Here is a 12,253-nt window from a genome sequence, read left to right as displayed (position 1 = left end):
GCTGTCGCCGCCCTTGTCGCGACTAGGCTGTGCCTTTAGGCCAGCACCAGTTCCACATCAATGTTGCCACGTGTGGCATTGGAATAAGGGCAAACCTGATGCGCGGTATCCACTAATTGACGCGCCTGCGCTTTGTCCATATCCCCCAAATCCACGGTGAGCTTAGCGTCGATAGAAAAACCTTGCCCTTTTGGACCAATTGCAACCTCACCGGTGACGGCAATATCCTGAGGTAACTTAATTTTTTGATCGCCAGCCACTTTTTTCAACGCGCCAATAAAACACGCTGAATAACCGGCGGCAAAAAGCTGCTCAGGGTTGGTGCCCTGACCATCATCGCCCCCCAGCCCCTTTGGAACCGATAGGTCAACATCTAAACGGCCGTCGTCCGACTTGGCAGAGCCGTCTCGTCCACCAGTTGCCGTGGCTTTTGCACTATAAAGAATCTGTTCTAACGCCATTATTGGCCTCCTTCTAGTTAACTATTTAGAAATTTACTTTGTATGCAAAATAAATAATAGCGATGGCCAACTTGAAGATCAAGTTATTTGCATGCAAAATAAAATAAAGGAGAGATCATGACCGACAATGCTTTAAAACTTGACTACCAGCTGTGTCACCGCTTTTACACCGTGGCTAACGCCTTCACCCGGGCCTATCGGCCGTTATTGCGTGAGCTCGATATTACTTACCCACAGTACGTGGTGTTAATGGCATTATGGGAAAAAGACCAAGTCACCATTCATCAATTACTTGAGAAAACCCATGTTGATGGTGGTGCCATGAGTTTAATTTTAAAAAAGCTCACGCAGAAATCTTTTGTGCAGGTGATCCATGATCAGCATGACAAGCGGGTAAAGCGGGTGGTACTCAGCGACTATGGAAAAAAGGCCAAACACACCGCGCAAAAAATTCCCCAGCAGATGCGCTGTAACCTCAAAAATATCAGTGATAAAGAAGGAATGGAGTTGATACGACTAATAGACAAGGTGAGTGATGACTTACACACCACACTTTGTGATGCCGATACCCAGTAAATACTGATCAGATAACCTCGTTATTGCCCATTGAAGCTGGGTGACGTTTATCATGATAATGAATATAGGAAGAAATCCACTTAAGATATGTATCAACGGCTGTGAGCGAATATTGCTTCGTCAGCATAAACTCACCGATGTGGTTTGAAAATGGTGAACGAGTTCTCACTGAGCCAGCCTCAACAAATAATTGTCTTTATATACAGCATTGTTGTATTTCTCCTATAGTCAGGAAAACGACCCATTGGGTCGTTTTTGTCGTGTCCACATTTAGAGCAATGCAGCATAACTTCAATGCTGGTAAGTACTTCCTAAATTTGCTATCAATGGTCTAAGGACAAAAACGAGACAGGTTGCGGCAGAAAAACGACCCAATCGCTCGATATTAAATTGTTATGTGGCAGAGGGTAGATAATGAATTTCGTGGATGAATTGAGCCAAATAATGGACACTGAGAGAGCACAATTCGTAAAGTTTCTTCGAGTAGAAGAAGGTTGCTCTTTCCGCGCTGTAGCTTCTGAATGCGGCGAAAAATGGAATCAAGATTGGGGTACAAATCAAATTATTGGTGAAGACCTTTGTGCAGCGGCTATGCAAATATTAAATGAAAAGCCAGATCTGGGGTGGAATTAGCAATGCCACATAACAAGGCGCTTAAGGCGGTCGCTACGCTCCCTGGGACAATAACACGCGGCGGCTTCGACATTCTCGCCGCATGTCATTGCCCCTTAGCTTAGCGTTATATTTCAAGGATAGTTTAGTGAAAAACTCCATGTTGGTATTTCTTGTTCTTTTATTGGCTGGTTGCCAAGCTACAAGATTTCACAACCCCGAAGGAATTGCTCAAAATCAGTTAGCATATATCTTCAAACAACCACATAAACCGTTTAGTAGCAAACCGAGTGCATTTATCAATGCAGTTTTTGACGCTAACGGTTCATTGGTTATGCAATTTAAGCCAATGCAAAATGCTATTCAAGAAGCTTACTTGAAACCAGGCGAGTATAAATTCATATTGCAATGCAATTATGGAGGTGGTGCGACAGACGCTGAAATTATTGCTGTTGTTGAGGTTGGCAAATCCTATAGATACTCTTGTGGTATCACACCAGAGAAGGTGTATATAGGTGCACGAATACTTCATAAATCGTATGCAATATTCGAAGAAGTTGAAATATAACAAGCCATTGCAGTGTGGGACTTTTAACCGTTGGCTTTCCTCACTGCGTTCGTTATATTAGCCAACAATTAAAAGCCCCTAAATGGGGCGTTACATGCACAACAAGTAGGAAGTCATGAAGAAATTTTTTAAGTATTTAGGGGTTGGCCTGGTAAGCGTTATTGTCTTCTTCATAGGCGTAGTATTAATTAGTTCGATGGGTAGTGTTGATAAAGAAGAGACGTTTCCTCCGTATATAGCAGAATCAATTCCGAAACTTACAACATGGGACATTGAGCAATATAAACTGTTAATGTCTAAGCAGGGCATAGAATCAGCAACTCCAGAGCAGTGGCGGCTATATCTAAATACGTTCAAAAAGTTGGGGCAGCTTCAGTCTGTAGGTGAGCCTGAACTCCAAAATTGGAAGACTGTATCAACAGTTGGTACTGGCAATACTACTTATGTGATCTATTTGGTTCCGCTTACCTTTGATACCGGAGATGCACATGTGCAGTTGGGTCTGCAGCATAATAGCGGAAAAGTAGAAATAAACAGTGTTAGGTTCTTGTCTGATTTGTTGCTCAAGTAAAGCATGTAACAAGTTGCTGCACTCGGACACATACTGCTACGCTCGTTTTTGTGTCTGTGGCTGCGCTCCATTTTACACAAAAACGCTCTCCGCAGTATGTGCCGGTGAGCAAGGCGTTATATGCCATGAATAGAATCGACGCCATCACAAAGATTGAGGCCTCTTTGAAAAGCTGTGAACCTCGAGTTATTACTCCTAAAGGAAGGAGCTATGAGGAGTATGTCAAACAGCTTTCGGAACAGTTGCTTGAATCTGTCATTGACCCAGTTTTAGTTGAAGTTACGTCGACAATAATTGAAGGTGGTGATTTCGAATCATATAAATCCGCGACCGTTTGGGGAATAGCTAGAATAGGCATTAATTGGTTGATAACAATTGAAGGGGAGCCGGAGTTTGCGCTTGCATTTGGAGTGGATCCTTTAGACTTGAAAATGCATGGTTGCTCTTCAAGCGATGTTTTAGCGGAATGGTGCAGCTAGGCATATAACAAGCTGTTGAATAGTGGACAAAATTCAGTTGGCTGATTTCGCTCCGCTCAAGATTATAGCCAACTAAATTTTGCCCATTAACAGGGCGTTTTGTGTCAAAGGGGAACTAATGTCCGAACCAAAAGATAGAGTGGTTGTTGCTAGTGATGTTAATCCTCGCGATGGTATTGGCGTTGAAATCTATCGAGACGACGAGCTTGTAGTTGAGATATTTCGAGATGATACAGAAAGAACTCGTACTGTTACTGTTTTCAAAGAATCTATCTCATTAGAACTAATGGAAGAGTCTATTCAAACTTTTAAAAGAGAAATTTCGTGGGATTTCATTGAATATGACGAGTAAGCACATAACAAGCAAAGGCAGCATCGCCCTGCGGGCTGTACGGCTTCGCCGCCGCTGCTTTGGGCGTTATATTCAAAGGAAGGATCGGAGTGTTCAATAAGTTTTTGAGTGGATTAGTGTTTGGTAGCGGTTTTGCGATAGCCTTTGTTTTTATTGCCTATTTAGGTCTACAAGTACTCCTTCCTGCTGTAATAAATAACTCTAACAAAACTCCTGAATTTAATGATTCGAAAGCAGCCGAGGTCATAGAGCAAGAGTCATCATCTACTCCCAAAATGACAACCAATAATGATTTCAAACTATATAAAAACTCTAGCGCAAAGATGGAAGTGCCAGAAGGTGGCGGAATTTTATCTATAGCTTCAATAAATACTCCCGCTGGAAATAAGTTCCCTAGTACTTATCAACTTTGGATTACAGAATCAGAGTTTTGGCAGGTTAAAACGAATGAACAAAATATCGAAATTGAACAACTTAAATATCCGACCGTTTTGCCAATAGATGCCGTTGACGCAACGATGAGAAAACAAGCTGGGTACGCTATGAGTACAATGACAGTTCATTCTGAAGCAATTACATCTTTAAAAATGGGTAATGGTTCATGGCACGATAAGGACATGAACGGAAAAACGAAAATAACAAAAGAAGGTGTTGTATTTATTCAACCCAACGAATTTTGAATATAGCAAGCCAATTAAGGGCGGGACTGCTAAAGCTTGGCTCAGTTTCGCTTCGCTACACAGTTTAGCCAAGCATTACCAGCCCCTTATTGGAGCGTTATGTTTCTATAGGTTCCTATGAACATTAAAAATTCAAATACATTTTTCGTAGGTTTTATTGTTGGCGCTGTACTAGGATTCTTAGGTTATTTTTTACAGTTGGAACCTGGCTCGAAACCAATTGTTGACGCCTTTCTAAATGCGTTAGTTTTTGCGCTTGTGTTAGGAGTTTTTATTGGGATTGGTTTTTTAGGTAAGGCAGGGAAGACCCGCGCTGATGCTGTGCCATTTTCAGATGAAACAGACTATGGCAGGTTCACAAAGAAGCCCCCTCCCACTACAAAGGTGTTGAATGATGATAACGAAACATAACAAACGTCTAAACTCCGACAGTATTAAGAGTTTTCATGGTTTTGGCAAACAACGCAAAAAGTCATGCCGACACATTGTATGTTAGGCGGGCGTTATATTTTCGGAGGAACCGTGAGTAAATTTAGCCTATTTCTTTTCATTCTTACCGCTGCATTCTCTCTTCCCGTCTATCCATGCTCTTGTTTGGAGAATACTGTCGAAGAATATATAAAAAATTGTCCAAGTATTTATACCGCTAGGCTTAAAGATGCTTTCTACAAAGAAGAAACTGACTTAGAAGTTGAACAGGTTGTTGGGAAATTAGGAAAGCCGATGACTTTTTATCAGGGAGAAACACAAAAATTAAGCACTTTAGTTGCTCCGATCACTGGTGCATCTGATGATATGAGCTTGGTTGTCGGGAAAGTTTACTTGGTCTGTGATCAAGGTGCGCCAAAACAGAGACTTTCTTGTTGTAGTTTTACCAGTCAAGCAAAATGGGGTGATGCGCGAAAATTTATACAAGCTCAAGAAAATATAACAAACTAATTATTAAGGACACAAAACAGCAGGCTTATGCTCCTTCGTCACCAATTTTAGGGTGTTATATCTCAGGAAACATGATGAGTTATTTTAAAGGAATATTTTGTTTCTATTGCGGGTTGTTTGTGTGGGGAGTTATCTCTGCTTTTTACTATCGTCTTCCTGTACCTCTTGTTGGCTATATTGGGCCGTTTGGTGAGTACCCATCATCTTTTACAAGCAGTCTTGAATCTGCAGCAATGGTACTTGCTTTCTATTCAATTATGGGTGGTTTTATACCTTGTGCTGGTTTGTCGGCTCTCTGTGTTTACTGGCTTAAAAAGTTAAATTGGCTCACTAATACACGGCTATTATTTGTAAGTTTTACGACAAGCATTTTGCCTATTTTGTTACTTGCTAATTTAGATCATTTTATTGGGCCATGGTAAAAAGATATAACAATGCACTATTGTCGCTCCCTTAAGTCGCTGGGGCTCATACACGGGGCCGCTTAGCGTTAACAGCGTCCTCTTCTGGCACAAAGCACGCACTCGTCCTCACTCATTTTTATCCAAAAACGCGCAAAAATGCCGTCTCGTTCTCGCTAGCAACAGCTTGTATGATAACGGTCTAAACCTATTTGTTTCTGCTGTAAGATACGCTTTGAGCCATGGCACAGCTGCACTGTGAACATCACTAAACAGCTACACAATCGCCAAGCTTGTTGTTATTGCTAAAGATTTTTGCTAGGTTAAAAAGCATACAATAAAATTATAATTAAAAGTTGGTGTGTTTATGGATAAACATCATAACGTTTTAGTCTACCTCGCTCTCCCTGTGTGTTGGCTACTTTACCTTTTCTCGCTGCCGTTACTCTTTTGGTACGCATACAATCCTATGGATTGGGTACTCGACCATTTTTCCTCGGTGATACGTGACCACGCCATGGTATTTTACGGGGTATTAGCACTGCATGATTTTGCTCTCAACCTGTTACTGGCACTGCCTTTTGCTTATGGGCTTATCAAGCTGGCTGGTAACAACATTACCAAACCCGTGCTCTTCGCGGCTATCGTTGTGGCATTTTTGGTCCATCGCAGCGACGTGAGTGCGCTCGCTGCACTTGATACGCCCAACCAGTTGCATATGATTTTGGGGATGATTGGCTCGTTATTCATATTGCCACTTGCCTTCGTGCTTATGCGCCGCGTACGAAGCTCAACGGCGAAAAGCGAGCAGCCCTAATAGGTGAGGTTGTTCAGCGCGGCAAGCTCGCGACTAAGGCTCTCCTACAAACAACTCAGGGTTTGTGGAAACCTGCTCAAACCAAGCACGCAGACTATCAATCGCGGCGCGCGTTTTAGCCGCAACAGTGTCGCGATGCGGGGTCACCGCATAAACACTGTAATGAGGCAGCTGCCATTGCGGGCATATGCGCTGTAATCGACCACAAGCGAGCAGGTGTCGCACCTCTGGCTCCGGTAATAAACCGTAACCAATGCCATCTAAAGTGAGCTGAATGGCGGCCTGCATATTGTTCACTAATAACCGAGGTTGACCGAGTGTAAAGGTGTCCCCACTGTGCTGATGGGTCAGCTTTTGACCTATGCGCTGTGCCCCGGTGTGGCCAATAAAGGTTTGCGCCGCGAGCGCATCCGGGTCTTGAGGGTTAAGCTCCGCCAATGGATGAGTACGGCTAACGCAAGGGATCAACTGCCAATCGGCCAAGTGCCTGGCTATTAACCCCGAGTCCGTTAAAGGGCCAATACAAATGGCTAAATCAACCCCGCCAGCAATAATATCAAAGGGCTCATCGGTCAAGGTAAGCTGAATTTCAATTTTCGGGAACTGCTCGGTCAACTGCTTTATAGGCTGACTTAACAAGCCACCACCAAAGCCTATTGGGGCGACAATTTTCAATTGTCCCGAAGGTGTATGCTGAAGCTGTTCGAGTTGCCGCTGAGCCTGCTCTGCCGTGGCGAGTAGCTTTACCGACGAGGCGTAGTAAATCTCACCAGCCTCGGTCAGGGTGAGCTTGCGCGTATTACGGTTAAATAAACTCAGGCCAATGTCTTGTTCAAGTTTAGTGATTTGTTGACTGACCGCTGAAGCGGTCATATGTAATTGCTGAGCCGCCTGGCTCATACTGCCGGTTTCCACCGTTTTCGCAAACACCTTGAGGGCGCGCGTTAGCTTGGTGTTCATACTTTTAAGAATTCCTTAAACAACCTTTAAGAAAAAGCGCGTTGCTCGCAGAGGTGCAACAGCATACCATCAAATAAGAATTAATATCATTTACCTTAATTATACCACGGAGGTTCCCCAATGTTCACGGTGCAACGTCGTATCGCCCCGTTATCCCTCGCTATCACCGCTGCGCTCGCTACTTTAAGCACCAGTATTCATGCTAACCAAGCACCTGATAACGACATGGAAAAAATCGTGGTAACCGCCTCGGGTTACGAGCAGCTTATTAAAAATGCCCCCGCCTCTATTAGCGTAATCGATCGCGAGGAGCTCTCGCAACGCTTTTACCGCGACTTAACCGATGCGATGACCGACGTCCCTGGGGTGGTTGTTACCGGTGGCGGCGACCGTGAAGACATCAGCCTACGGGGTATGGGCAGCCAATACACCCTGATTCTTGTTGATGGCAAACGCCAAAGCTCACGGGAAACTCGCCCGAATAGCGATGGCCCAGGGGTTGAAGGCGCTTGGACACCGCCACTGGCCGCCATAGAGCGTATCGAAGTGGTACGCGGGCCCATGTCATCTCTGTATGGTTCCGATGCCATCGGTGGGGTGATCAACATTATTACTCGTAAAACCCCCAAGCAGTGGTACGGTGAACTGCGCTTGGATACCACCATGCAACAAAGCAGTGAATCGGGTGATATTCACCAAGCCAACTTCTTTGCCGCCGGCGCACTGATCCCTGAAAAGCTGGGGCTGCAAGTGTATGGCCAATTCAGCAACCGCGATGAAGATGATATTTACAGCGGCTTTCGCGGTAAAGAAGCGGAGAATTATCAAGCTAAGTTGTCGTTCACACCCAGTGATGCCCACAGTTTTTTACTCGACATTGCCAGTGCATCGCAAACTCTGGATGCCACCTTGGGCAAAACCGTAGAACCACTAGCACCAGGGGAAAGTTGCGGCCGTCGTGGCTGCCCAGAATCAACCGTAACCGAGTACGATAATCAAACTATTTCACTCTCACACACCGGTTATTGGGATTTTGGCCAGTCATTTAGCTATGCGCAATACGATAAGTACGACAACAAGTCACGGGATATGATTGTTGAAAACATTGATGTGCAAAGTTTGTGGACCTTGCCTATTAATGAGCGCAACAAAATGAGTGCCGGCGTGGCCTACCAACGTGAAGATTTAGAAGATAACACCAGCAACCGTATTAGTGAGCTCACGCAAATTGATAACGATATGTACTCGGTATTTGCAGAAGATGAGTTCCAAGCCACCGAGAAGCTAGCCTTGACTGCGGGGCTGCGCTACGACAAAGACCAACAATTCGGCGGCCATACCAGCCCAAGGTTGTATGCGGTGTATAACGCCAATGACACTCTGACCGTTAAAGGCGGTATTTCCAGTGGTTTCAGAGCACCGAACTTACGACAAACAACCGCTGCTTGGGGCCAAGTTAGCCGGGGTGGCAACATTTATGGTAACCCCGATTTAAGCCCTGAAACCTCGCTCAACTATGAAATGGGGATTTACCTCGATACCGAGCAAGGCTTAAGCGCATCGACCACGGTTTTTTATAACGAGTTTGACGATAAAATCTCTCGCGTAGCTTGCCCATTAACTAAGTGCACCGACGGGCCCAATGAGTTTGGCTCACTGCCAACAACCTATACCAATGTTGATGAGGCGACCACTCAAGGGGTAGAAGTCTCACTAGACTACCAGCTCGCCAGCACGGTAAAAATGGCGCTTAACTACACCTACACCGACTCGGAGCAAAAAACCGGTGAATACGCCGGCAGTCCGTTGAACCAACTGCCGGAGCACCTGGCACAAGCATCGCTCAACTGGCAAGCCAGTGATGCCTTAGGTACTTGGCTGCGCGTGCATTATCGCGGTGAGGAAAGCCAGCCGACAACCGGCCCTTCACAGTCGAGCCTCATTGCGCCGTCTTACACCACTGCTGATTTAGGCGCGAACTACCAAGTCATCGATTCTGTACGCTTAGGTTTTGGGGTATACAACCTCTTTGATAAGGAAATTCGTGAAGATGAATATGGCTACATCGAAGACGGACGTCGCTACTGGGCGTCGCTAGCCTGGAGTTTCTAAATGGCCAAACGTAGTAAGCTTTGGGATCTCAAAGCTTGGCATTGGATCAGTTCAGCAGTGTGCCTTATTGGCATGCTGCTTTTTGCTGTTACAGGGATCACCCTAAACCATGCCGCGAGCATTGAGTCCCGCGCACAAGTGCAGCAAATTGAAGCGCAAGTGCCCGATGCCATCCTCAATCAATTGAAAGCCGCTGCCAACAACGAGCAGCTACCAAAGAGTTTTCAGCGTTGGTATCAAGGTCAAACCGAACAGTCTATTGCCAGTTATAAACAGCTTGAATGGAGTGATTTTGAGCTTTATGTGGCCATGCCCAAAGCCGGGGGTGACCGCTGGTTTACCGTGACCTTAGACACCGGCGAATTTTATCAAGAAGCTACCGACCGTGGTTGGATAGCCTATCTAAATGACTTACATAAGGGCCGGAATACCGGTATGTGGTGGAGTATGTTTATTGATCTTTTCTCTGTGGCCTGCATCGTTTTCTCGATCACCGGGCTGTTATTACTAAAACGTTATGCCAAAGGCCGCAAATCAACGTGGCCACTGGTACTGGCGGGATTAGGTATACCCGCTTTGGTATTGGTGCTACCTGCCCACGCGGCGTCAACGAACCAGTTGCAAGTCGAAATTCCCCGCTTAAGCGTGGCCGAATATCATCCCCCTTATGTGGCCGTGTGGTTAGCCAATAGCAAGCGCAAAGCGGTGCTTGATTTAGCCATCTGGTATGACACCAAACTCGCTGACCGTGAGGGTGAGAAGTGGTTAAAAGATTTGCGTTTATGGTGGCGTCGCAGTGGTCGCAGCTTGTCGCTTCCTGTCGATGGTGTCACCGGCGCGACGCGCCGCCCTGGCGTGGCCACCCTTGATTTAAGCCCTTTCGCCGCGCAATTAGCCGCCCTCCCTGATGGTGAGTACACCCTCAATGTAGAAGCGGCAAGGGAATTAGGCGGGCGCGAGTTGATCCGCATTCCCCTGACATTACCGATAACCCAATCACAACACCATACCGAGCAAGGCCAGCATGAGCTCGGCACAATTACATTAACTATGGAGCCTAACACGTGAAGCTAGCAACAATTATCAGCGCGGCGCTATGCACCGCCCTTGCAACCACGGCCGTTATTAGCCAATCAGCACACGCCCACCGAGTGTGGCTTAAACCAAGTACCACAGTGGTCTCAGGTGATGATGAATGGATCACCTTTGACGCCGCAATCGCCAACGGCATTTTTAATCCCGACCATTATGCTTATCCGCTTGAGCGACTGACTGCAATTGGCCCCGATGGCCAAGCTGTGGCGTTAGAAAATAGCGCCAAGCTTCGCTATCGCAGTGTGTTTGATCTGCACCTACAGCAGCAAGGAACCTACCGTGTATTTAACGCCAGCCGCTCCATTGTCGCCCGCTGGGTGGATGCAGAGGGCGAGCGCCATTATTGGCCAGGTCGTGGTAAAACCGGCACTTTAGCGCAGTTCAAACAGCAAGTCCCCAGCGATGCCAAAGAGTTGCAAGTGAGCGATGTGGCCCGCCGCATGGAGACCTTCGTCACCCTTGGGGCTCCTAATGACACGGCAATTACCCCTAGCGGCCAAGGGCTCGAGCTTAATGCCCTAACCCACCCGAACGATTTATACGTTGATGAAAGTGCGCCTATGCAGCTACTGATCGACGGCCAGCCTGCAGTTGGGGCGAAGGTAACCTTAGTGCGCCAAGGCGAGCGGTATCGTGATAGCAACATCGCCACACAATTAACCGCCGATGATAATGGTCAAATTGAGCTGCAATTTACGCAGCCAGGAATGTACTGGTTTGAAGCCGAGTATGAAGACCAGCAAGCCAAAGCTCCGGCGCAAACTCGCCGTGGCAGTTATGTGGCCGTGTTCGAGGTATTGCCGCTGTAACTGGCACATCAAGACAGTGTAAAAGGGGTTTACAGTATAGCTGTGGCCCCTTTTTTTAAATTGAAATATAAGCCCAACGGGGGCACTCGGAGCGCTTTGATAACCTCGTCTTACTCGCACTATCGCGACATTGATGACAGCTGCGCAACCACCATCAAACTCCCACCAATGCGCGCTGCTTAACAGTCATCAAATTGCCTTTTTATTGCTAACTACATCACCTTTCTAGGGGCTCACACCCAGGTTGAGTTCGCCGACATAGCCTTGGCGAATAACGACGAATATTTACTTAGCGTGCTAACTATTGTAATATACTTAGCCTGCTAACTAAATGAGAGCGCTGCACCATGGCTGATATCCCTTTTCATGAAACCCTCGACTTAAGCTTATGTGGCAAGCTTGGCCGCGTTCACCGTATCTGCCGTCAAGCCGTGTCAGTCGCCGTTGAGCCACTTGGGTTCACACAACCGGGTTGGACGGCAATGATGCATATGCACCATCTTGGCGAAGGCTGTACGCAGCACCAGCTAGCCACAAGCTTAGATATAGAAATGCCAAGCCTCACCCGCACCCTGAAACAACTGGAGCACGCACAGGTGATTGAGCGCCGTGTTGATGAACACGATAAGCGCTGTCGGCGCCTATATTTCACAGCCCAAGGTGAGCAGCAATTATCGGCGCTCAAAGCGCGGATCAGCGAGGTCAAGACTCACTTATACCAAGGATTGAGCGATGAGCAGCTTAATATGATGGCGCTTGGCCTCGTGGCCTTAGAAGACAATGCCAATCAATTTATGGAGGACCAAGAGTGAGCCAGCAAC

At 46.4% G+C, this 12,253-nt stretch carries 18 protein-coding genes; 15 read left to right on the top strand and 3 right to left on the bottom strand.

The features are described from left to right. Positions 1-35: 35 nt before the first annotated feature. Complete coding sequence (locus W04_RS01320; protein ID WP_130146258.1) at positions 36-464, bottom strand: organic hydroperoxide resistance protein; 429 nt, start codon at positions 462-464, stop codon at positions 36-38. Positions 465-578: 114 nt separating this feature from the next. Between W04_RS01320 and W04_RS01315 the strand changes: the two genes are divergently transcribed. Further along, complete coding sequence (locus W04_RS01315; protein WP_053909485.1) at positions 579-1,037, top strand: MarR family winged helix-turn-helix transcriptional regulator; 459 nt, start codon at positions 579-581, stop codon at positions 1,035-1,037. A 7-nt stretch (positions 1,038-1,044) separates the two neighbouring features. Here W04_RS01315 and W04_RS19205 read toward each other — a convergent pair whose 3' ends face one another. Beyond that, positions 1,045-1,164: a phage integrase N-terminal SAM-like domain-containing protein gene (locus W04_RS19205; RefSeq protein ID WP_373432690.1), complete on the bottom strand. Its 120-nt coding sequence runs from the start codon at positions 1,162-1,164 to the stop codon at positions 1,045-1,047. A 287-nt stretch (positions 1,165-1,451) separates the two neighbouring features. Here W04_RS19205 and W04_RS01310 point away from each other — a divergent pair, with 287 nt between their 5' ends. The 10 genes from W04_RS01310 (at position 1,452) to W04_RS01270 (ending at position 6,456) form a co-directional block, all read left to right on the top strand. Beyond that, on the top strand, positions 1,452-1,670 hold the full coding sequence (locus W04_RS01310) for a hypothetical protein (protein WP_053909484.1): 219 nt from the start codon (positions 1,452-1,454) through the stop codon (positions 1,668-1,670). Positions 1,671-1,797: 127 nt separating this feature from the next. Continuing rightward, positions 1,798-2,217, top strand: a complete 420-nt coding sequence (locus W04_RS01305) for a hypothetical protein (protein WP_053909483.1) — start codon at positions 1,798-1,800, stop codon at positions 2,215-2,217. Between the two features lie 115 nt (positions 2,218-2,332). After that, positions 2,333-2,788, top strand: coding sequence for a hypothetical protein (locus W04_RS19020; protein ID WP_231657966.1), 456 nt, complete (start codon positions 2,333-2,335; stop codon positions 2,786-2,788). A 125-nt stretch (positions 2,789-2,913) separates the two neighbouring features. After that, positions 2,914-3,267 (top strand): hypothetical protein, encoded by a 354-nt coding sequence (locus W04_RS01295; RefSeq protein ID WP_053909482.1) that lies wholly within the window; start codon positions 2,914-2,916, stop codon positions 3,265-3,267. A 118-nt stretch (positions 3,268-3,385) separates the two neighbouring features. Further along, entirely contained in the window at positions 3,386-3,619 is a 234-nt protein-coding gene (locus W04_RS01290) for a hypothetical protein (RefSeq protein WP_053909481.1), read from the top strand. Between the two features lie 89 nt (positions 3,620-3,708). After that, complete coding sequence (locus tag W04_RS01285; protein WP_053909480.1) at positions 3,709-4,299, top strand: hypothetical protein; 591 nt, start codon at positions 3,709-3,711, stop codon at positions 4,297-4,299. Between the two features lie 117 nt (positions 4,300-4,416). Then, positions 4,417-4,710 carry a hypothetical protein gene (locus tag W04_RS01280; protein ID WP_053909479.1) on the top strand — a complete coding sequence of 98 codons (294 nt, stop codon included), beginning with the start codon at positions 4,417-4,419 and terminating at the stop codon, positions 4,708-4,710. A 111-nt stretch (positions 4,711-4,821) separates the two neighbouring features. Then, on the top strand, positions 4,822-5,238 hold the full coding sequence (locus W04_RS01275; RefSeq protein WP_157576196.1) for a hypothetical protein: 417 nt from the start codon (positions 4,822-4,824) through the stop codon (positions 5,236-5,238). A 74-nt stretch (positions 5,239-5,312) separates the two neighbouring features. Beyond that, the gene (locus W04_RS18805; RefSeq protein WP_157576193.1) at positions 5,313-5,660 is read left to right on the top strand and encodes a hypothetical protein; all 348 of its coding nucleotides are present in this window, start codon (positions 5,313-5,315) and stop codon (positions 5,658-5,660) included. Positions 5,661-6,006: 346 nt separating this feature from the next. Beyond that, complete coding sequence (locus tag W04_RS01270; RefSeq protein WP_157576190.1) at positions 6,007-6,456, top strand: hypothetical protein; 450 nt, start codon at positions 6,007-6,009, stop codon at positions 6,454-6,456. A gap of 33 nt (positions 6,457-6,489) precedes the next feature. Here the strand turns inward: W04_RS01270 and W04_RS01265 are convergent, their stop codons facing one another. Next, positions 6,490-7,416 carry a LysR family transcriptional regulator gene (locus W04_RS01265; protein WP_022945249.1) on the bottom strand — a complete coding sequence of 309 codons (927 nt, stop codon included), beginning with the start codon at positions 7,414-7,416 and terminating at the stop codon, positions 6,490-6,492. A 120-nt stretch (positions 7,417-7,536) separates the two neighbouring features. On the opposite strand from W04_RS01265, the gene W04_RS01260 reads away from it, so the two are divergent. The 4 genes from W04_RS01260 (at position 7,537) to W04_RS01245 (ending at position 12,244) form a co-directional block, all read left to right on the top strand. Beyond that, a complete protein-coding gene (locus W04_RS01260; protein WP_053909476.1) occupies positions 7,537-9,528 on the top strand; it encodes a ligand-gated channel protein in 1,992 nt (663 codons plus the stop codon). Beyond that, on the top strand, positions 9,529-10,596 hold the full coding sequence (locus W04_RS01255) for a PepSY-associated TM helix domain-containing protein (RefSeq protein WP_053909475.1): 1,068 nt from the start codon (positions 9,529-9,531) through the stop codon (positions 10,594-10,596). Then, positions 10,593-11,432, top strand: a complete 840-nt coding sequence (locus W04_RS01250; protein WP_045980047.1) for a DUF4198 domain-containing protein — start codon at positions 10,593-10,595, stop codon at positions 11,430-11,432. Before W04_RS01255 ends, W04_RS01250 begins: the two co-directional genes overlap by 4 nt. A gap of 347 nt (positions 11,433-11,779) precedes the next feature. Continuing rightward, positions 11,780-12,244, top strand: a complete 465-nt coding sequence (locus tag W04_RS01245; protein WP_053909474.1) for a MarR family transcriptional regulator — start codon at positions 11,780-11,782, stop codon at positions 12,242-12,244. Positions 12,245-12,253 lie beyond the last annotated feature (9 nt).

This window comes from Pseudoalteromonas sp. SW0106-04, assembly GCF_001293805.1.
GTDB classification, from domain to species: Bacteria; Pseudomonadota; Gammaproteobacteria; order Enterobacterales; family Alteromonadaceae; genus Pseudoalteromonas; species Pseudoalteromonas ruthenica.
This window is presented reverse-complemented; position numbering and strand designations above follow the sequence as displayed.

Excerpts from the sequence above, each read along its gene's own strand:
- W04_RS01315 (WP_053909485.1), top strand. The coding sequence starts at position 579 with ATGACCGACAATGCTTTAAAACTTGACTACCAGCTGTGTCACCGCTTT.
- W04_RS19205 (WP_373432690.1), bottom strand. The coding sequence starts at position 1,164 with ATGCTGACGAAGCAATATTCGCTCACAGCCGTTGATACATATCTTAAG.
- W04_RS01310 (WP_053909484.1), top strand. The coding sequence starts at position 1,452 with ATGAATTTCGTGGATGAATTGAGCCAAATAATGGACACTGAGAGAGCA.
- W04_RS19020 (WP_231657966.1), top strand. The coding sequence starts at position 2,333 with ATGAAGAAATTTTTTAAGTATTTAGGGGTTGGCCTGGTAAGCGTTATT.
- W04_RS01295 (WP_053909482.1), top strand. The coding sequence starts at position 2,914 with ATGAATAGAATCGACGCCATCACAAAGATTGAGGCCTCTTTGAAAAGC.
- W04_RS01290 (WP_053909481.1), top strand. The coding sequence starts at position 3,386 with ATGTCCGAACCAAAAGATAGAGTGGTTGTTGCTAGTGATGTTAATCCT.
- W04_RS01280 (WP_053909479.1), top strand. The coding sequence starts at position 4,417 with ATGAACATTAAAAATTCAAATACATTTTTCGTAGGTTTTATTGTTGGC.
- W04_RS18805 (WP_157576193.1), top strand. The coding sequence starts at position 5,313 with ATGAGTTATTTTAAAGGAATATTTTGTTTCTATTGCGGGTTGTTTGTG.
- W04_RS01270 (WP_157576190.1), top strand. The coding sequence starts at position 6,007 with ATGGATAAACATCATAACGTTTTAGTCTACCTCGCTCTCCCTGTGTGT.
- W04_RS01265 (WP_022945249.1), bottom strand. The coding sequence starts at position 7,416 with ATGAACACCAAGCTAACGCGCGCCCTCAAGGTGTTTGCGAAAACGGTG.
- W04_RS01260 (WP_053909476.1), top strand. The coding sequence starts at position 7,537 with ATGTTCACGGTGCAACGTCGTATCGCCCCGTTATCCCTCGCTATCACC.
- W04_RS01255 (WP_053909475.1), top strand. The coding sequence starts at position 9,529 with ATGGCCAAACGTAGTAAGCTTTGGGATCTCAAAGCTTGGCATTGGATC.
- W04_RS01245 (WP_053909474.1), top strand. The coding sequence starts at position 11,780 with ATGGCTGATATCCCTTTTCATGAAACCCTCGACTTAAGCTTATGTGGC.